Origin of the sequence: Bartonella sp. AP58NXGY, assembly GCF_042195785.1 — a bacterium.
In the GTDB taxonomy this organism is placed as follows: domain Bacteria; phylum Pseudomonadota; class Alphaproteobacteria; order Rhizobiales; family Rhizobiaceae; genus Bartonella.
In genome coordinates, this window is the sequence record NZ_JBHIOY010000005.1 from 69412 (window position 1) to 90430 (window position 21019).

Sequence of the window (21019 nt, forward strand, 5' to 3'; positions counted from 1 at the left end):
AGAATACCTCTAATATAGAGCATAGATGACTGTTGAAACTGGTACACGCTATATTTTAACCTTTGTCGTTGCTTAAAAAGAGTTTATCTTCACTCTCAATTTAACGAGTGATAAAAATGAAAGAAGAAAAAATGGTCAATCTTAATAGTGGGTATCAAAGTCACCTAAGATATTGGCTTACTTGCATTATTGGATTTATTGCTATCTTGGCAATTATAATGGTTGGTGGATTTTATATTGCAAAACCCTATCTTGACAATTTTGTAAGGCAAGAGATAACCCGTCATGCCATAAAAGCAGAAACATCTGAAGTGAGCATCTTAGGTAAAGTCAATTTGAAAAATGTTACATTACCCGTTCCAGCCGGTACATCACTTAAAATCGGTGCCATTTCTGCCCGTCCTCCTCTTTCCTTTATTCCTGGAACTTTCACACTCTATAATGTTGATTTAAAGCATAATAATATTCATGTGCAAATTCCTAAAATCTCTCTTAGGAGTGTATTCTTAAAAGAAAAAGATAGAACACTCTCATCACATCTTTTACAAACAATGATGCGTATTGAGCTTTCCTCAATTATTGCTCCCAATATACAACTTTCTATAGAAAATAAAAATAAGCAAACAGAAACGGTTGAAGTCAATAATTTCCAGCTTTCTGATTTTAGAAATGGCCATATCCGTTCAGTTAGTATCAAAAATATGGATCTTAAAACAGTTGCAGTCAATGGTGCCAAACAGATGCAGCTTATGGCTAAAAGTGATACAATAAAAGCCCATGATATCGACATCAACTACGCTTATTCTATCATCTTTGGAAAAAATAATACTCTCAATCAAGGTAAAACCGTTACTGGTCCCATTTCTCTGAATAATATAAGCATTGATATTTTTGAAGAAGCAGAAAAAAACAGCTCTTTCTTTCTCCAACAGTTTAAAACATCTGGTTTAAAGATGAAGCCACTTGAACAAACTCCTGAAAAATTGATCAAAGCTTATCTTAATGCAAGAAAAGAGAATAATAAAACCGCTGAAAAAATAGCACAAAATGGTCTACTTCTAAACATATTGCTCGCCATTACCTCAGCCGATGCCAAAGTTGATAACGTCACCGTTGATATACCACAGTTGAAAGCAACACTCGAATCATTCCAATTCAAACCAAGCTTGTGGAAACAACCTATCCCTAAAAAACTTTTTCTTTCCCTCAATAACCTTTCCGTTTTACCTAAAAAAATGAATGAAAAAGACTTAGAACTCTTCAAAAATTTGAACTTTGAGCGCTTTAACATTTCAGGAAAAATTGATATTTCTTATGATGAAAAAAAACGTATGCTCTTTCTTAATGCAATGTCTTTCGATATGAAAGACGTCGGATCTGGGTACATATCAGCCAAGGTTATTGATGTTGATGAAAAGCTTTTTTCTGGTCAGAAAAATGTAATGATTGCTGCTTCTCAAGACCTTGGCATCAATGAAATTGATATACAATATAAGGATGCAGGTTTCATTGATAAGCTTTTTTCTTATCTTGCGCAAACTCTTAATGACAGCAAACATGATCTTAAAAAGGAACTCTATGACGATTTCTATCTAATGATGACGCAGACCCCTAACATTCTATTAAAAAATCATGACGAAGCAGAAAAAATTTCAAAATCCTTAGGTGAATTTGCTAAAAATCCGCAAACATTGAGTGTTAAAATTAAAGCAAAAGATAATAAAGGGCTCACAATAATTGATCTCGAATCTGCTTTACAAAATGATCTATCCAAGGCTTTAAGCAAAGTAGATCTCACTATTAAAAATGAAGCATCGCCTTGAACATTTTGTGCTTTAAACATGATGATCTTGTCTATAAATTAAGAACTTTATTCCTCTTTTTGCTTTTATATGATACAGAAGGCTTCACACAGAGTCATTTACATAAGAGAATATAGAATCATAAAATTGTCGATACTTGGAGTTGTTCATGTCTGATTTATCTTCAAATCGCTTGCCTAATCGCGCTTCTCGTGTCACCAATCAAGCGCTTTCTGCTATCGAGCGTTTTCTCCATATTGAAGCTCTTAGTGGTATTGTTCTTTTATTAGCTGCTGCTTCTGCACTCATTTTTGCCAATTCTAAATATGCTGATCTCTATGAATCTTTTTGGCATACACCTCTTGGTTTTAATTTGGGGCATTTCACTCTTTCATGGGATTTGCATTTTTGGGTTAATGATGCCCTTATGACTATTTTCTTTCTCGTTGCAGGAATGGAAATCCGACGCGAGATTCATGAAGGTGCTCTTGCCGATTTTAAACAAGCAATCTTACCAATTGTTGCTGCAATAGGGGGCGTTTGTTTCCCTGCAATTATTTATTTTATCTTCAACTTTAATGATGGGCATATACATGGTTGGGCCGTACCAACAGCAACAGACATTGCCTTTGCTCTCGGTATTCTTGCTCTTCTTGGAAAAAAAATTCCTTCTAATCTTCATATCATTCTTCTATCACTCGCAATTATTGATGATATTATCGCTGTTCTTATTATTGCTTTTTTCTACTCAACAAACATTGATCTTAGTGGTTTAATGATTGCAGGAGCAGGTATTGCTCTAGTGCTATTCTTTCAATGGATTGGACTTGCATCAGCATGGCTTTACATTTTACCTGGTGCAATCATCTGGTGGGGTTTAATGGTAACAGGCGTTCATCCATCACTTGCTGGTGTAATTTTAGGGATGATGACTCCCGTTTTTCCTACTCGGACTCTTGTAGCGCCACTCACCACGCTCAGCAATGCTATGCAAATTCTTCAAGAAAAAAATATTAAAACAGATCTCCATCATATTTCAACCGCATTGAAAAAAATGCGCAAAGGACAGCGTGCCATAATTGCTCCAGTAACCCGTGTTCAGAAAGCATTGCATCCATGGGTTGCATACGGTGTAATGCCGATTTTTGCCTTCGCAAATGCAGGAGTAAGTTTTGCAAACTTTGACCTTTCTTCCGATAAATCATTCTTGATTGTTCTTGGTGTTGTTATTGGGCTTTTCATCGGTAAGCCGCTTGGCATTATCACCGCCAGTTATCTAGCTGTAAAATCAGGTCTATGCCGCCTCCCTCCTCATATGACATGGACAGGTATTTTACTCATTGGTTTTTTAGCAGGAATTGGCTTTACAATGTCTATCTTTGTTTCAATGCTTGCTTTTAAAAATATTATCCTTCTTGATGCTGCAAAAATTGGAGTACTTTGTGGCTCTGGTTTATCTGCTCTTATCGGTCTAGGATATGGATTTATTTATATTAAGCGCAATAAAGACGTTGCTCATAGTTCCCAATAAACTAACTAAAAATAGACTTTTATACGAGCTTTTTAAAAAGTGATTCTATCCATTTGTTGGATTTGGACAATATTGAACGTAAAAGCCGTTGTTTTACCTCATTTTTACATCTATGAAGATGTAAACTGACATCATCATACTATTCCAACCTCTCATATTGCAAAAACTCTTGACACTTGAGAGAATTCATAAGAGACGTTTTTATTCCTTTCTTCAATAAAGTTTACTCACATACCAGTCCCACTTGTAGCGTACACAGAAATAATTTTAATTGATTTAATATAAAGGAATCTGTGATAAGAGAAGCGATCTTTCGTCAAAGCTATTATCCACTATGAAGAAACAATGAATTCCTATTATAAATCAATATGTTATATTTAATTATAACGAAAAAATAAGAAAAAGAAATTTTAACACATTTTTCTTCCTCATTGATAAATGAGCAGAAGATTTATTCTCTTTGTAACTATCCCCTCCACTGATAAATTTTAATGAAGAAAATAAGAAACAATAATTAATAGCAATGTAAATAATATATCTTCATTTGAAGCTATCATTAAGATCTTGGCTACTCAATGCACATGAATAAGGTATATTGAGTTAATCAACACAAAATACCTTTCTCACCATAACTGTGTGTATAAAAATCATAAAGAGTTGTTTCAAACACCTTAACTCCATCATCACAATTCTTACAAGCTGCTGTTTTTATAATAAAGTATATAGACATTAATTTATTGAAATAATATAAGTTTTTTTACTGCCCTTTATAGCCCCAACAGTTCTCCCATCCTCACCTATCACTTATAACGTCAACATAGCAAGCAGACCCAATAATTAGTTAAGTAATCCCGTAGCTCATTTTTCCAAAAAATCCATCTTTTCGTTACTGACTTTATTGTCGGTATTATCAACAGCTTTAATCCTAGCCTTCTTTAAAAAACATATTATTTTTTGGGCAAATATATTTTTAAGGATCATTTGTCGTCTTATCGCTCGGGTAAGAAAGCAAAATACCGGAAGGTTTCCTTATTTCAAAGCAAAAGTTGCACAATATTGGAAACTGAAAATAGCCTTAGTGCGGCTCGCTTTCTCCTTTATAAGCGTAAAGATGAGTATTAATTTTTACCTTTACGACTTCATAGTCTCCCAGAGTTAAACTGTCTTCCCGTTTTCAAGATTACGAATAAGTTTAAAATGAGAGCATTTTGCTGTATTGAATAGTTCTCATTTAAGTTCAAAATATAAGTTATTCTTAATAAAAATTATTAATATATATTGATGTCACTGAAACTTTATTGGAGCTAAAAAATGCTCACCCCTTATCAAGAGCATAAACAGCATGTAATGTTCTAACCGCAAGTTCAGTGTAAGCACTATCAATCAAAATAGAAATTTTAATTTCTGAGGTCGTGATTGCTTGAATATTAATACCCTTTTCAGCCAAAGCCTTAAAAGCTGTAGCAGCAACCCCTGCATGGCTGCGCATTCCAATACCAATCACAGAAACCTTGGCAAGATCGCTTTCAAATTGGAGAACATCAAATCCAATTTCTTTACGATTTTTCTCAAGAAGTGCAACGGCTTTTTCTACATCTGCTGATGGTACAGTAAAAGTCATATCAGTTTTTGAGCCATCTTCAGAAATATTTTGCACAATCATATCAACATTAATGCGCTCTTCAGCCAAGGGGCCAAAAATTGCTGCCGAAATCCCTGGACGATCGGCAAGCCGACGAAGGGAAATTTGTGCTTCATCCTTAGCAAAAGCAATACCAGTAACATTTTGTTGTTCCACAATTTCATCCTCATCGCAAATAAGTGTTCCAGAAGAACTCATTGGATCCTCCATGCCTAAAGCATCAGGATCCTCAAAACTTGAACGCACAAAGGTACGAACCTTATGAACCATTGCCAATTCAACAGAACGAACCTGTAAAACTTTTGCACCAAGAGAAGCCATTTCCAGCATCTCTTCAAAAGCTACCTTTGGTAAACGACGCGCTTTCGGTTCTATACGTGGATCCGTTGTATAAACACCATCCACATCCGTATAAATATCACAGCGATCAGCTTGTACAGCCGCTGCTATAGCAACAGCACTTGTATCTGATCCCCCACGTCCTAAGGTAGAAATTCGATTATCCGGAGTTACTCCCTGAAAACCAGCAATAACAGCAACCTGACCTTCCTGAAAACGCTCTATTAAAAAAGATCCATCAATATCAGTAATACGTGCACGGCCATGCGCATTGTCTGTATGAATAGGAATTTGCCAACCAAGCCATGAACGTGCATTCACGCCCATTGTTTGAAGTGTCAAAGCCAACAAACCAGAAGTAACCTGTTCACCAGCAGCAACCACAACATCATATTCACGAACATCTCTATGTATAGGCGAAGCATCACACGTCCACTGAACAAGTTCATTGGTTTTACCAGCCATTGCAGATACGACAACGGCAACCTCATTACCTGCATCAACCTCTCTTTTGACATGCCGTGCAACATTATGAATACATTCAATGTTTGCTACAGATGTTCCACCAAATTTCATGACAATGCGCGCCATTAATAATACTCTATCTTTACATCTCTTATCTCAAACGGTAATGAGAATAAGATGCTCTATCAACTAATCATTTACTCGACATAGCGAATATCTATCATTTGTGCAAGTTTCATTATGATTATATTAATTTCTCTTGACTTTTTATAAAATCTACTTGACGTGATCATTAAAAAATAAAAGGAAAGCAAAATGATAGATAAAACGCGGACAACTATTGATCAAAGTGAAATTGATCACTTTTCACGTATTGCTACAGAATGGTGGAATCCACAAGGAAAATTTCGACCTCTTCACCAATTTAACCCAACACGCCTTGCTTACATCAGAGAAAAAATCTGTTTAGAGTTTAATCGTGATCCTGTTTCACTTACACCCTTTGAGAATTTGAAAATTCTTGATATTGGCTGTGGAGGAGGCTTGTTATGTGAACCAATGGCACGTCTTGGCGCTATGGTCGTAGGCGTTGATGCTTCACAAACGAATATTGAAGTCGCAAAAATTCATGCAACCCAAAATGATCTTTTAATTGATTACCGTACCACTACGGCAGAAGCACTCGCCAACGAAGGAGAGAAATTTGATATCATCCTTAATATGGAAGTTGTTGAACATGTCGCTGACGTTAATCTCTTCATAGAAGCTACAGCAAAAATGCTGAAACCACAAGGGTTGATGTTTGTCTCGACACTCAACCGCACATGGAAAGCATGGGGGCTTGCTATTGTAGGCGCTGAATATATCCTACGTTGGCTTCCTAAAGGAACACATGATTATAAAAAATTCCTAAAACCTCTAGAACTTAAAAATTTCTTATCACAAAACGCTCTAGCTGTCATTGATGAGATAGGTATTACTTATAACCCATTAAACGACAGCTGGAATCGCTCAAAAGACATGGACGTTAACTACCTCCTTCTTGCAAAACGGTCTTAAGGATATCTCATTTACAACTATTGTATGCCTTGTAATAAAGAATTGAGCTTTCCCTCAGCCTCTAAAGCATAAAGATCATCACAACCGCCAACGTGATAATCACCTATAAAAATTTGCGGAAATGTATTACGTCCATTTGCGCGCTGTACCATTTCTTGGCGACGGGATGTAGAAGCATCAATATCTGTATATTTTACGCCTTTTTTATCAAGTAAATCACGAGCTTTTATGCAATAAGGACAACCGGGGCGTGTATAAATTATTATCTCTTTCATAATAGTTTCCTCCAATATTTTTTATAATATTCACTTCAAGTTTCTCTTAAGAAGAGGGATAAATAGAATCTTCTTTGAGGACACGCGAAAATGTTAGCACATCAACCTGTCGTGCACCTGCATCTTTTAATGCAGAGGCTGCTGCCGTAACTGTTGCACCCGTTGTAAAAACATCATCAATCAGTAAAACAGAACATCCTTTAAGGTATTTTTTAACCTTATGCGAAACCTTAAAAGCATTTTTTACGTTAAGTTTTCTCTCTCTTGAAGAAAGACTAACCTGCGGACGGGTATGCCGACAACGAACAAGCCACCCCGGTTTTAAAAGCTTTTTTTGTGATTCTGCAATATAACGTGCAAGCTCAGCAGATTGATTATAACGCCTCTCCCAAAAACGACGAAAATGCAATGGAATGGGGATAATAACATCACAATCATCAATAACTTCGCGTCCAGCAAACATCATCCACTTGGCCATAAATGATGCCAATTCTATATGATCACCATATTTTAAACGCGTTACTAAAGTTCGTGCAAGCCCCTTATGAACAATGACCGAGCGAACACGTGAAAAAGGATAAGAATTACGAAGTGCTTCACCACTGAGAAACCCCTCCCCCATATCACAAACAAAAGGAGTCCCCATAACAGGACAATAAGGTTTTGTGATAAATTGAAGTTCTTTCCAACATTCAGAGCAAATCGTACCATAAGTAGAAACATTTTGCTTACATCCAGGACAAATTGGGGGATAAAGCATTGTTTTCAAGCGTTCAATGCACTTACTTAGTATGTCTGCGCTATTTAACGCCGCTTCTCGAAAGTACAACATTATAAATCTAGGTTTTTACAAGTTTTCTCGCAGAACAAAAGTTCCTTTGTATTTCCTCAATTTATAATTGTAATTCCTTTAAAAACCCTTACCTTTTACAAATTTATTTTTCCTTCACATTATAAACTTGACAGAGCTTGGATAAAAATAAACCTTTTCAAAATATATTCTTTCATAGAGAGAAAGTGTTCTACAATATGTCGCATCCTTTAATTTTTGATCATAACCGCATTGAACAATTCCGCAAACGCGCTTTCCAAAAAGCAAAAAAAGGATATGACTTTTTACTCTCTCACATAGCAGAAGATCTCTATAAACGTCTTAGTACTGTTGATCGCCTCTTTACATTAGCTCTCGATTTACACAGCCATACAGACCTTGCTGCGCAAGCTTTAATGAAGTCTGGAAAAGTTTGTTCCATAGAGCGTATTGAGACCGATACGCTTTATCAAAGCCATGATAAAAAATTTCATTTACGTCATCGAGAATTTCTTGATTTACCTCAAAGTTACTGTGATCTTATTGTTTCACTTCTTTCATTACAATTGACGAATGACACCCCTGGTATTCTAAGCCAGATCAAAAATACCCTTAAACCAGATGGCTTATTTTTGGCTGTTATGACAGGAGCCGGTACACTCAAAGAATTACGTGAAAGCCTCCTACAAGCTGAAATTGAAATTTATGGTGGAGCAAGCCCTAGAATCTATCCTTTTGCTGACATTCGTGATGCAGGCGCTCTTTTACAGCGTGTGGGCTTTGCTCTGCCTGTTGCAGATGTTGAAGATATCACAATACGTTATAATACAATGTTTGACCTTATGCACGATCTTAAAGGGATGGGAATGCAAAATGCGCTTATCAATCGCTCACGGCGCCCTGTATCTAAGCGCTTTTTTCTCCGTGCTGCTGAAATCTATGCACAAAAATTTAGCGATCCTGATGGACGTATTCGTGCACATTTTTCTTTCATCTGGCTCTCTGGTTGGGCCCCTCACCCCAATCAACAAAAACCCCTACAACCTGGTTCAGCGCAAATATCTCTTACGGATGTCTTACAATCTAAAAAAACATAACCTAAAATTATTTTTTTAAAATACTTTTATCCGTTGTTCGTAACATTTGACTGGTAATTGTTCCAGCTACCATTGAATCGCTCACGTTTAGAGCAGTACGTCCCATATCAATTAGCGGTTCAATAGAGATGAGTACAGCAACCAAAGTAACAGGAAATCCCATAATTGGTAAAACAATCAATGCAGCAAAAATAGCCCCTCCCCCCACACCAGCAACACCAATAGAACTCAACGTTACAATCCCAACAAGCGTAGCAATCCAAGTAGGATCAAGAGGATTAATACCCATAGAGGGTGCAATCATGGTCGCAAGCATCGCTGGATAAAGACCGGCACAACCGTTTTGTCCAATTGTTGCCCCAAAAGAAGCTGCAAAACTCGCAATGGATTGCGGGACTCCTATCCACTGCGTTTGCGCTTCAATATTCAAAGGAATACTTGCAGCACTTGAACGACTGCTAAAAGCAAATGTTAAAACCGGTAAAACCTTTTTGAAAAAACGAAAGGGATTAATCCCAGAAATGCCAAGCAGTACACCATGAATACCAAAAATTAAGATAATCCCGACATAAGAGGCAATAATAAAAACCAGTAAATTTAAAATATCTGAAATACGTGATATCGCTCCTACTTTCGTCATAAGAGCAAAAATACCATAAGGCGTCAAAGCAATCACTATACGGACCAACCGCATAATCCAAGCTTGTGCCACTTGAATAAATAAAAGCGCGTTTTCTCCTTTTTCTGGCTCATCTTTCTTTAAAAGAAGAACCGCTGCACCTAAAAATGACGCAAAAATCACAACACTGATAATTGATGTACGTTTAGCTCCACTCAATTCAGCAAATGGATTTTTAGGAATCATAGACAAAATCATCTTTGGTATATTCATATCTCCAAGTTGAGAAATATGACCTTCAAGAATAGCAGAAACATTTGGCCCTTCATGCACCAAACCATTTGCTGTTAATCCAAAGAAATTAACCACAAGCACGCCAACCAATGCTGAAAGAGCCGTTGTAAAAAGCAATATTGAAATTGTTATTATACTCATTTTTCCAACAGCATAAACAGAATGTAAATGAGCAACCGCTGAAACGATAGAGACAAAAACCAGTGGCATAACAATCATTTGTAACAATAAAATATAGCCTTCACCAACAATGTTAAACCATTCAACGGATTTCAATAAAGTGCCTTCACCCTCTCCATAAACAAACTGTAAAATACTTCCAAAAATCAAGCCAAGGATAAGCCCTAGCATAACACGGAGTGAAAGACTCCATTGCATTCTCTTACTTTGAGCAATCCACAATAAAAAAATAACAAATAGAAATAAATTGATAAAAAAATTAAATGTCATTGTCTATGCCCAGTCTATATCCACTATTGTTTATGATTGATGTAAATAACATACATACCTCAAAATCAATGCATGATATTTGAAAGTTAAAGTATAAAACTTACAAGGTTTTTACAAAACCATTATTTTTCAATTTATAGATTAAAAGAGAATTTTTTATCTACTAATAACTGTTTAAAGAAAATAAATAAAATTATTTTCCTATTATTTAAATTTATACTCTCATTAAATAATTTAAAAAGAGAAATATAAACAGCATTCATGGCATCTTAATACTGAATAACTCCAACATATCTTATCACTCTAAATGCCCTTATCACTCTCTTTTGCTATTTGAATTGAAAAGAGCTTTCCAAACAATGGTTAATTAATAATCGAACATTCATGACTTTTCTGAAAAAAACAAGATCAAGCCACTCTTGCCAATTTTATGGACGGCACTTTCAACAATTTTGATCAGCACTTCAAATATAATTATTTTATGGATAACACCTTTTACACATTCTTTCTCTGCTCTCAATGGAAGCTTTTTTGTTTTTCGAAATTCTCTTTATAAACATAAAAATATGCCCTCTCAATAACAAAAAAATCTCAAATGTGAAGACTTCGAAAACCACAATACCTATAAAATGCAATACAACTAATAATATAAAATATTACTCAACACACCCTAAAACACAATGCCAACAAAAATACCATATATCCTGTCGATATAACAAAACTAAGTGATATCAATCGTCATCATAGACGTATTTAATATCGGTCTATTTATTGAAGATAAGGAGTTAAATTACTCATGAAGCGTACCATAACATTTATTGTTGTATCTTCTCTATTGATACTTCTGTTTGCTGTATTAATATCATTTGGATATACTAAAGTGAACGATTTGAATCCGTACAATGAGCGTTATCAGTCAAAACCATAAAGACTTAGAATATCGCGAAAAAAAAGAAATAGCAAAAGAAGTTATAAAAGTCTTTCAAAGTAAGACAGAATCCGTTACATCTGTAGAATATGATAAGGTATGGTTTTAAAAATATTTAATAGAACTACAAATTGAACCTCCACAATTGGATATTTTAAAGCATTACCACACAATACTTGCCTTTTGTGGATGTTTTGCTGTTGTTTGGCAAATAATCCAAAGATGAAGATTTGCTCACTAATCAAATACAATACTCATTTGATTCATTGAGAAAAGATGTTTTCTCGCAAAACTTGCAGCAGACTTTCATGATCTGATGGCTGAATATGGAAAAAAATTTCTAGATTCTCCAACTCTCATTAACCGAAAAGAACAAATTATGCGTCCAGAGAAAATAATAACATGTAATTTCCTTACCCGTTTTAAAAATACAGCTATTGTCTGCATGATGACAGCGTAATTATATCGTATAATGATAAAAAAAGGGTTAAGAATCCTTATAAGATCTGGCTAATAAAAAATGGAAGCAACAAAAAGTTAAGCAGCCCACTCTATAGTTTAGCGAACAAAATAAGTATTTGCAGCTTACCTGTACAACAACTAAATTTTTGTATTTTGTTCCACATAAAAAATACTTCATATTCATATAAACATCGTATATTGAATGATAATAATTTAATATTGGATAAGATTATTAAACACAAATAATATTTTTATTCCTTTATTAAAAAGTGAAAAATATTGTTTTCAGACTTATTCATAAGCGTGATGAGCCAAGTGGATAAAAATATTTGATAACAAGCTAAATATATCTCTTATGATCCATCTCTAGGATAAAGATACAACATTGAGGTTACGGAAATATCGTAACAGTATTAATCTGGATATAAAAATAACAGTGCCTAAGAGAGCTTTGTATTGTATCATTTACGAGACAATGTTGAAAGCAAAGGGGAATATTCTTTCTAAGATAAGTGAGTGAATGAGCCACCACGGTGATATGCATTTAAAAAAAAGTACAAAATGTCTTTACCTCAAATTTAATAGGCACATTCTAAAAATAAAGGTTCTACAGACTTATTCCAAATAGAATAGTAATGGGACAAAAATTTTTCAGCATCTGTTTGTCCCATTGCAACAACCTCTTCTAAAGGATTAAGAAAATTTGTTTCATCAAAACCATTCGTATCATACTGTTTGCGATTTTTTAAGCCTTTACGAGCAATAGCAAGAGCTTGACGTGCTAACTCTAAAAGAATAGTTTGACGAAAAGGGGTTCTTAACCCTTCTTTAGGAACACGTTGGCGCAACTCTAAAACTTCTTCAAAACACCAATCTTTTGTCAAAGCCTCTGCCTCATTAAGTGCTTCCCTATCATAAAGAAGCCCAACCCAAAAAGCCGACAACGCACAAATGCGCTTCCAAGAACCACAATCCGCTCCTCTCATTTCTAAAAATCTTTTTAAGCGGACTTCAGGAAATAACGTTGATAGGTGATTAATCCAATCTCCCATGTTTGGAATTGAATTTGCAACTTGTCCTTTTAATGCTCCATTCATAAACTGACGAAACGTTATATGTGTACAATCATAATAACGACCATCACGAACAACAAAATACATTGGAACATCAAGGGCCCATTCAACATAATCAGCAAAACCAAAACGCTCAGAAAATATAAAAGGGAGAACGCCTGTCCTCTGATTATCCGTATTACGCCAAATTTCAGAACGCCAAGATAAAAAGCCATTTGGACGTCCTTCTGTAAAAGGTGAACTTGCAAATAATGCGGTCGCAATGGACTGTAACTTCATAGATACTTGCATTTTTTGCCGCATATCACTTTCAGATGAAAAATCAAGGTTAACCTGAACTGTTGATGTGCGATACATCATATTAAGACCATTATACCCCACTTTCGGCATATAATCAGTCATTATCTGATAACGTGACTTAGGCATTTTAGGCGTTTCAGCCAAAGTCCACTTTGGACTAGCTCCAAGACCTAAAAAACCAATTCCTAATGGTTCTGCAATTTTTTTGAGAAGAGTTAAATGCTCCATCAACTCGTGATAAGTATGACCTATTGTTTTTAATGGTGCACCAGATAATTCAAATTGTCCCCCAGGTTCCAAAGAAATAGCCCCCTGATCACCTGATCCTACGAGCCCAATAATATTCCCTTCATCTAAAATAGGTTCCCATCCTAAAGCGCTTTGCATCCCCTTTAAAAGCGCTCGGATTCCTCTCTCACCTTCATAAGGAACAGGAAGAAAACCATCTCTATAAAACGGAAATTTTTCATGTTCTGTACCAATACGCCAATCATCTTCTGGTTTATACCCCCCTTGGAAATAGCTAACCAAGGAATCTAAGTTATAAATTTCACTTTCATCGGTTATATCAAGCGCCATAACTTATCATATCCTATCATCGGTATCATCGTCTTAAATGAATTGTTTAGAATGATTTTAAAGACTTCTCAATCCATTGCCCAATCCCCCACGGTAGCATTAAGAAGAGCCAAAGCAGCAACAGCGGCAGTGTCAGCGCGTAAAATACGCGGACCTAATGATATTGAAACCACAAAAGGATGTTTTTTTAAAAAGCTCCGCTCTTCTTCACTAAACCCACCTTCTGGTCCAATGAGAACACCAGGTGTTGTAACGTCACGCTTTTTAAAAGAAGGTAATGGATTATGCGATTTATGCTCTTCATCACAAAAGAATAAAGGCTGTGTCTCATCCCACTGTGCTAAAAGTTCTGCTAATGATAGAGCAGATACGCATTCAGGAAGAGATAAAATTCCACACTGTTCAGAAGCTTCAATAACGTTGGCTTCCATACGCGCCATATTGATACGCGTAACCTGCGTATGATGCGTTATAACAGGCTGCAAAATCGATACCCCCATTTCAACAGCTTTCTGCACCATATAATCCAACCGCGCGTTTTTGAGTGGAGCAAAGCAATAAATAAGATTGGAATGCGTCGTTTGTAATCTTTCCTGATGGATAAGCTGAACCACAACAAATTTTTTCTTAACAATGATAAGTTTAGCAAGCCACTCACCATCCTGTCCATTAAAAAGTAAAATTTCTGCTCCTTCTTTCATACGCAAAACATGCACAAGATAAAAAGCTTGTGCCCCCTCTATCTTTATTTCTTCATTCAAAGCCAATGTCTGTCGAATGAATAATCTTTTAAGTTTATAATTTATGCGCATAAAAATTTTGCCAATGCTCACTATCGTCATCGAGAAAATGAAGAAAAATATATAGCAAAAAGAAAAAATTATATCTATAGAACTATAATATATTAAAGAATTATAGAGTTTTTTTAGCTTTATGAGATAATAATAGGAACTTATAGATCCTTAAGTGATTCTGCTTTCATAAAAGTTTAAATAATGCACCATTCATCTTTGCATTCAGTCATTGATGCATCCGTGGAGGAAAAATATGTCTGCTAAAAAAGCTACAATTATTACGATTACAACCCTCTTAGCCTTTATTTTGATTACAGTGGGAATTGGTTCTGTTGGAGCAGATGGGAAGCATACAGTTACCAAAGATGGCTATGGTATTTCTTCTGAGATTCAATAAGCACTGACCGACATCCCTTAAAAATTTAGTGTAACAAAATATTGTTAGCAACCTTCTAAGACTTGCATCAATATTATGAATCTCTTGTATTTAAAAGATTTTATAAGAAGCGTTGTTCTTCCTCTCTTCACTCGTTTATCGACATACCAACCACGCTTATAACGTAGAGGACGATTTTTATGACTTTATCACGAATAGATTTAAAATGAGAGAATCTTACGATAGTGGAATTTCTTATTTAAGTTTAAAAACAACTTTAAATTGTAAACGGATGAGTTATAATTATAAAATAAAATGTTGTATAGACGAAAAACAATACTCAATCTGTATCAGTGGCTTTTGTAATTAAAAAATTACCATGATCTTGTCCTTTAGAGCTCAGAGAAAATGTAAAAGGCCATGCAAGGCTGTTAGCAAGGCATTGAACATCTTTACATAAAGTGTCTGATCTATAATTTTTTCGTAATTGTGCCTGTAGTATCAATTCATTCTGCTTCCCTTGAGAAATAGCAGTTGCAATAGCTCCCTGAATGGATAAACTCAAGTCTGCTGTATGCATCAATGACTCTGTCACTTTCATCACACCTTCTGAAAAGCTTGTCTGGATATCCCAGTGATCAAAAGTTGTAGAAAGAGAATCATCATTTGTTAAAAGAAATTGTTGTTTGTTTGAAAGTCTTGTTTGTAATTCATTCAAATCATACCCTAATAGCCGACCAGAAGACATCTTTAATGTTAATTCACTCTGCATTTTTGTAAAAACTTCCATCCAAGAATCAGCCAGTGTCTGTATCGTTGCAGTAAAATTCGTTTTGCTTTGTATAAATGGAATAAATCCTAAAGCTTCTAGAGCTTCCTGCATATCAATAGAAGCACCTGAAATATTTCCTCCAATACGCACTTTCTGTCCAACTGGCGTAACTTCAATATTACTTTGAATGGATCCACCCCAAATATTCGCATGCCCAAGATCAAAAATACCATGCCCATTTTTTATTTGTATTGCAGCAGCTAAATTTGTGAGTGAAATATTCCCTATTTTAGTTTGTGGTGCAGAAAGTCGTACATCCACCCCAATATAATCAAAATTTGTCATATCAAAGAATGAATTTTTCTTTTTACTTGAAAAAAACATTGAGCCCAAGAGGCTAAAGTCTAGGTTATCAAAGGCTAAAGAGCCCATAATATTTGGTACAGAATCTTGAAAATCAAGTTCTAAAGCCCCACGTGCATTGGTTTTCCCCATCGTAAAGGTAACATTGTTCATTTGGATATGCATTGGTTGCGCTAAAAAATGAGATTCCCATACAATGGGTATTTTTAATTTATGTCCCCAAAACTGATTCCCACCAATCCAAGACAATGTCTGATTCCATCCCGGAGAACGCATCGATACCTTTCCATCAAAAATATAATATTCAGATAACCGAGCCTGTCCTGTAAACGTTATTCCCCCACGCACTGAATTGAGACTTGCCTTAATCTGGCTTTTGCCTCCTGCAAGAAGCATCAATGCTTGAGAAGCATCAATTGATAACTTTGTAAATTCTCCACGCCAACGAGCATCTGCACGCAACCGTACTTCCTCCGTCGATTCAGCCCAATCTAAAGTCGCATTTAATCCTGTTATTTTTTCTGCTAATCCCGAAAAACTATCGTGATACACAAGAGCACCATTTTCAATGACAATCCTCCCAAAAGGTTGTTTTAAAAGATGCTCTAGCTCTGGATGTTCAGGATTATTTTTTAATATTTCACGCGCATTGCGTATCGCTAATCCTAATGCACCTTGTGAGCGAGAAAATCTATCAAAAAAATCTGCCATTGTTTCAACGGGCTTTTCCATAACAAATTGAGGACGCACAATCCGCGTCTCGGAAAAAGAAACATGTCCCCAAAGAAGATCTATTAAAGAAAGATCAACTTCTATTGATTCAGCTTCCAATAATAGCGCAACATCATCCATTTTTGATGTTAAAGTAACGCCGGAAAGAAATGCTTTAGGATAAGGAAAAAGATGTAACCGCAGTGGATTACGCAGTTGTACATTATAACCCGTCCATGCACTCAAATCCCGTGCTAAATGAATACGAATCGCATCTGTAGAGACAAGATAAGGTAAAACGAGAATCCCCACTCCAAATAAAAAGATAATTGTAATAAAAATTCCGCTCAAAAATTTTATTATTCTGATGCGCACAATATCCCTCTGCAGTTATCCCCCTATAACAGATTAAATACAAAATTAAATGATCGTTAAAAGGTTTTTTATATCCTTATAATTCGCCTTATATATTTATATCTTCATTATTTTTATTCTTTATCCAAAGTTTATTCAAACAGCAATGTTGCTGCTTCTTTATAAAGCAATTATTTAAAAGTCTTCTAAAACTATAAATCCACAACCTTATCAAACCATTCTTACCGTTATTGCTATAAAACTCTATCGTATCATTAGAAAATGCTTTACAAAAAAACAAACAGCCTTACCGAAAGGATCTCTGAATGAATAACATTATCGACGGAAAAAAACTTGCTGAAGAGATTATCATAAAAGTTAAGGCCGAAACAACAAAGCTCCGCCGTCACTATAATATACAACCTAGCATCGCTGTTATTATTGTTGGAGATGATCCCGCAAGTCAAGTATATGTCGCCTCAAAAAATAAAAAAGCCGAAGAATGTGGGTTTCTTTCAATCAAACATGTCGTTTCCAAAGAAACCCAAGAAAAAGAACTGCTACAACTTATTGCAACATTAAATTCTGATCCTAAAATTCATGGTATTTTGGTACAGCTGCCTCTCCCTACCCATATGAATACAAATCGCATAACACAAGCCGTTGCTTTCCAAAAAGATGTTGATGGTTTTCATTATATTAATGTAGGAAAACTCGCGGCAAATGCACTTGAAGATGCGATTATTCCCTGCACACCAGCTGGTGCCATGATGATGATTGAACAACAATGTGGACGAGATTTATCTGGACTTGATGCTGTCGTTGTTGGACGCTCTAATATTGTTGGAAAACCTATGGCTGCTCTTTTAACAGCAGCCAATGCCACTGTGACAATTGCCCATAGTCGCACCCGAGATCTTGATGATGTGTGTCGAAGCGCTGATATTCTAGTAGCAGCTGTAGGCCGCCCACAAATGATTAAAAAAGACTGGGTGAAAAATGGTGCAATTGTTATTGATGTCGGTATTAACCGCGTTGCTGCACCAGAAAAAGGTATAGGGAAAACACGTCTTGTTGGTGATGTCGATTTTGAAAACGTAAAAGAAAAAGCTGCTGCGATCACCCCTGTTCCAGGAGGCGTTGGACCAATGACAATTGCCATGCTTATGGTTAATACACTCAAAGCTGCTGCGCGATCACACAATCTTCCTATACCAAAATTCTAAGAATTGTAACAATTCATTTTGCATGGTTTCATTGCATATGATTTACCATTTTTACATTCGTCATGTCATAAAAACAGATGCCCCTTGATCTGCACGATTAACGGATTGACGAAACACATGAAAAAGTTCGCGTCCAACACCATATTCGTTTTTTGAAAGATCAGGAGGCGTGGTTGTTCGCGCGTTAAATTTTGCTAAATCTTCCAAAAGAGTTAATTTACCCCCATGAACATCAAGGAAAACAATGTCACCATCCTGCAAACGTGCAATGGGGCCATTATCCACTGCTTCTGGTGTCACATGGAGAGCAGCAGGAATTTTTCCTGATGCCCCTGACATACGACCATCGGTTATCAATGCTACCTTTTGACCGCGATCTTGTAAAACGCCTAAAATGGTCGTTAACTTATGAAGCTCTGGCATACCATTGGCTTTTGGTCCTTGATAGCGAATAACAGCGATAAAATCTTTATCATGCAACGCTCCAGATTTAAAAGATTTTTGTAGTTCTTCTTGATCATTAAAAACAAAGACTGGTGCTTTAATCTGCCAATACTCTGGTTTAACAGAGGAAACTTTTATAATAGCTGTTCCCAAATCTCCCGATAAAACGCGAATACCCCCTTCAGGCTGAAATGGCTTTCTCCACCCCGCTAATACCTTATAATCACCACTTTCCTTGAGAGCCGCTTCACGTACCACATGACCATCAGCAGAAAGCTTTGCTTCAATTGCATAAGCATTGAGATCTTTACCAAAAACCGTAGAAACATCTTCATGTACCAAACCTGCCTCAATAAGCTCGCGAATAATAAATCCCATCCCCCCCGCAGCATAAAAATGATTGATATCTGCTAAACCGTTAGGATAAATGCGCGCTAAAAGAGGCACAACGGATGAAATTTCTGCAATATCATGCCATGTCAATTTAATACCGCAAACAGCAGCCATAGCAATCAAATGAATCGTATGATTGGTAGAACCTCCTGTTGCATTTAATCCTACAATAGCATTCACAAAAGAACGCTCATCAATGATCATTCCAAGTGGACTATAATGATCACCAAGATCTGTCATTTCAAGTACACGTTTCGTGGCTTCTTTTGTTAAAGCATCACGCAACGGTGTATTCGCATTAATAAAAGAAGCTCCCGGCATATGAAGCCCCATCATCTCCAGTATCACCTGATTAGAGTTAGCTGTTCCATAAAATGTACATGTTCCTGGTCCATGATAAGAACGTGCTTCTGATGCTAGAAGTGTTTGACGATCTATTTTATTTTCTGCGTAAAGTTGACGTATCTTCGCTTTTTCATCATTACCTTGACCACTTGTCATAGGACCAGCAGCTATAAAAATTCCTGGTAAATGACCAAATGTTAGGGCACCAATCAATAAACCTGGCACAATTTTATCACACACCCCAAGATACAATGCTGCATCAAAGACATCGTGTGATAAGCTTATAGCTGTTGCCATTGCAATTACTTCACGCGAAAAAAGGGAAAGCTCCATCCCCGCATTTCCCTGCGTAACACCATCGCACATCGCGGGAACACCACCTGCAACCTGTGCAACACCACCAACCATACGGGCCGACTCTTTAATTAAGTGAGGAAATTTTTCAAAAGGTTGATGTGCTGAAAGTATATCATTATATGCCGTGATAATGCCAATATTCCCAACGATATTTCCCTTCAAACGCTCTTTATCTATTGCACCACAAGCAGCAAAGCCATGAGCCTGATTGGCGCATCCTAAAAAACTCCGTTTGGGGCGATGAACTTGTGCTTTCGCAATACGATCTAAGTAAATTTCTCGTGTTGATCGAGAACGTTCATAAATCCTTCGTGTAACGGTAGCAATTGTCTTGGAAAGTGCCATATTTCTCTCCCCCTTTCATTGTTTCTTCCCCTCATTCATTGAGAGAGATTACGTTTTATTCACCTTGTGTCGCATATTTTGATTCACTTATTTCATTTTCTGCAGGCGACCAATAAACCTGAACGAGATGAGGGGAATTACGCAAAATTGCCCGAATAGGCATTTCTGTTTCAGCCCCATCTTGACAAGCTTCCTCAAAACAATCGCGTTTCTGAAAACCCTCGAAATGGAGAATAATGCAACGAGATTGCATAATAACTGGCAAAGTTAGTGAGAGTCTTGGCTCAACAGCACTCTTAGCATGAAGGGGTAAAACAAGTGCTTGTGTTCGTAAATCAAGCGCTTGCTTTAAACGATCAGCATCAGGAAAAAAAGAAGCCGTATGTCCATCCTCCCCCATTCCTAAAACAACAACATCAAAGGGTTTAGGCAAAGTATTAACACGACTCGCCGCTGAAAAAGCAGCAAGTTCAGCAGTAATTGCTTTATGATAAAGCCCTACAAAACGTGCTTTTGCGGCAAAATTTTGTAACAAATGACACCGTACCATATGTTCATTTGAACGTTCATCGTGTGTAGGGACAAAACGTTCATCGACCAAAGTGATAATGATCTTTTGCCAATCAATATCTGCTTTTGACAAATAATGAAAAAACAATTCTGGTGTTTTACCACCAGACACCGCTAAAACTGCTCTCTTGCGCTCAAGAACAGATACACTAAGCTCTGCGGCTACTCGATCTGCTAATGCCAAAGCTAAAGTCTGAGGGGTTTCAAAGTCTAAACGATCAATATTCATTCTATACATACTTA

General features: G+C 36.4%; 15 protein-coding genes. 6 read left to right on the forward strand and 9 right to left on the reverse strand.

All coding sequences use genetic code 11. The annotated features are described in order from the left end of the window. Positions 1-116: 116 nt before the first annotated feature. On the forward strand, positions 117-1823 hold the full coding sequence (locus tag ACFINC_RS04925; RefSeq protein WP_375616349.1) for a hypothetical protein: 1707 nt from the start codon (positions 117-119) through the stop codon (positions 1821-1823). A gap of 148 nt (positions 1824-1971) precedes the next feature. Beyond that, complete coding sequence (nhaA, locus tag ACFINC_RS04930) at positions 1972-3333, forward strand: Na+/H+ antiporter NhaA (protein WP_375606439.1); 1362 nt, start codon at positions 1972-1974, stop codon at positions 3331-3333. Between the two features lie 1315 nt (positions 3334-4648). On the opposite strand, the gene ACFINC_RS04935 is transcribed toward nhaA, so the two are convergent. After that, positions 4649-5905: an aspartate kinase gene (locus ACFINC_RS04935; RefSeq protein WP_375606440.1), complete on the reverse strand. Its 1257-nt coding sequence runs from the start codon at positions 5903-5905 to the stop codon at positions 4649-4651. A 189-nt stretch (positions 5906-6094) separates the two neighbouring features. Here ACFINC_RS04935 and ubiG point away from each other — a divergent pair, with 189 nt between their 5' ends. After that, positions 6095-6838 (forward strand): bifunctional 2-polyprenyl-6-hydroxyphenol methylase/3-demethylubiquinol 3-O-methyltransferase UbiG, encoded by a 744-nt coding sequence (ubiG, locus tag ACFINC_RS04940; protein WP_375609070.1) that lies wholly within the window; start codon positions 6095-6097, stop codon positions 6836-6838. Between the two features lie 17 nt (positions 6839-6855). On the opposite strand, the gene grxC is transcribed toward ubiG, so the two are convergent. Then, positions 6856-7113 carry a glutaredoxin 3 gene (grxC, locus tag ACFINC_RS04945; protein ID WP_375606442.1) on the reverse strand — a complete coding sequence of 86 codons (258 nt, stop codon included), beginning with the start codon at positions 7111-7113 and terminating at the stop codon, positions 6856-6858. A gap of 46 nt (positions 7114-7159) precedes the next feature. Further along, complete coding sequence (locus tag ACFINC_RS04950; protein ID WP_375616350.1) at positions 7160-7945, reverse strand: ComF family protein; 786 nt, start codon at positions 7943-7945, stop codon at positions 7160-7162. A 197-nt stretch (positions 7946-8142) separates the two neighbouring features. Here ACFINC_RS04950 and ACFINC_RS04955 point away from each other — a divergent pair, with 197 nt between their 5' ends. Beyond that, positions 8143-9021, forward strand: coding sequence for a methyltransferase (locus ACFINC_RS04955; protein ID WP_375616351.1), 879 nt, complete (start codon positions 8143-8145; stop codon positions 9019-9021). Between the two features lie 7 nt (positions 9022-9028). Here ACFINC_RS04955 and ACFINC_RS04960 read toward each other — a convergent pair whose 3' ends face one another. The 3 genes from ACFINC_RS04960 to ACFINC_RS04970 form a co-directional block, all read right to left on the reverse strand. Then, on the reverse strand, positions 9029-10384 hold the full coding sequence (locus ACFINC_RS04960; protein ID WP_375616352.1) for an L-cystine transporter: 1356 nt from the start codon (positions 10382-10384) through the stop codon (positions 9029-9031). A 1968-nt stretch (positions 10385-12352) separates the two neighbouring features. Continuing rightward, positions 12353-13726 carry a glutamate--cysteine ligase gene (locus tag ACFINC_RS04965; RefSeq protein WP_375616353.1) on the reverse strand — a complete coding sequence of 458 codons (1374 nt, stop codon included), beginning with the start codon at positions 13724-13726 and terminating at the stop codon, positions 12353-12355. A gap of 68 nt (positions 13727-13794) precedes the next feature. Continuing rightward, positions 13795-14538: a 16S rRNA (uracil(1498)-N(3))-methyltransferase gene (locus ACFINC_RS04970; RefSeq protein WP_375610067.1), complete on the reverse strand. Its 744-nt coding sequence runs from the start codon at positions 14536-14538 to the stop codon at positions 13795-13797. 235 nt (positions 14539-14773) lie between these two features. Between ACFINC_RS04970 and ACFINC_RS04975 the strand changes: the two genes are divergently transcribed. Continuing rightward, a complete protein-coding gene (locus tag ACFINC_RS04975) occupies positions 14774-14917 on the forward strand; it encodes a hypothetical protein (protein ID WP_375606448.1) in 144 nt (47 codons plus the stop codon). Positions 14918-15236: 319 nt separating this feature from the next. Here the strand turns inward: ACFINC_RS04975 and ACFINC_RS04980 are convergent, their stop codons facing one another. Further along, positions 15237-17117 (reverse strand): AsmA family protein, encoded by a 1881-nt coding sequence (locus tag ACFINC_RS04980; protein WP_375616354.1) that lies wholly within the window; start codon positions 17115-17117, stop codon positions 15237-15239. A 305-nt stretch (positions 17118-17422) separates the two neighbouring features. On the opposite strand from ACFINC_RS04980, the gene folD reads away from it, so the two are divergent. Continuing rightward, complete coding sequence (gene folD, locus ACFINC_RS04985) at positions 17423-18322, forward strand: bifunctional methylenetetrahydrofolate dehydrogenase/methenyltetrahydrofolate cyclohydrolase FolD (RefSeq protein ID WP_375616355.1); 900 nt, start codon at positions 17423-17425, stop codon at positions 18320-18322. Between the two features lie 60 nt (positions 18323-18382). On the opposite strand, the gene edd is transcribed toward folD, so the two are convergent. Together edd and pgl are read right to left on the reverse strand one after the other, a co-directional pair. Continuing rightward, on the reverse strand, positions 18383-20206 hold the full coding sequence (gene edd, locus ACFINC_RS04990) for a phosphogluconate dehydratase (RefSeq protein WP_375616356.1): 1824 nt from the start codon (positions 20204-20206) through the stop codon (positions 18383-18385). A 55-nt stretch (positions 20207-20261) separates the two neighbouring features. Beyond that, complete coding sequence (gene pgl / locus ACFINC_RS04995; RefSeq protein ID WP_375616357.1) at positions 20262-21014, reverse strand: 6-phosphogluconolactonase; 753 nt, start codon at positions 21012-21014, stop codon at positions 20262-20264. Positions 21015-21019: the final 5 nt, after the last annotated feature.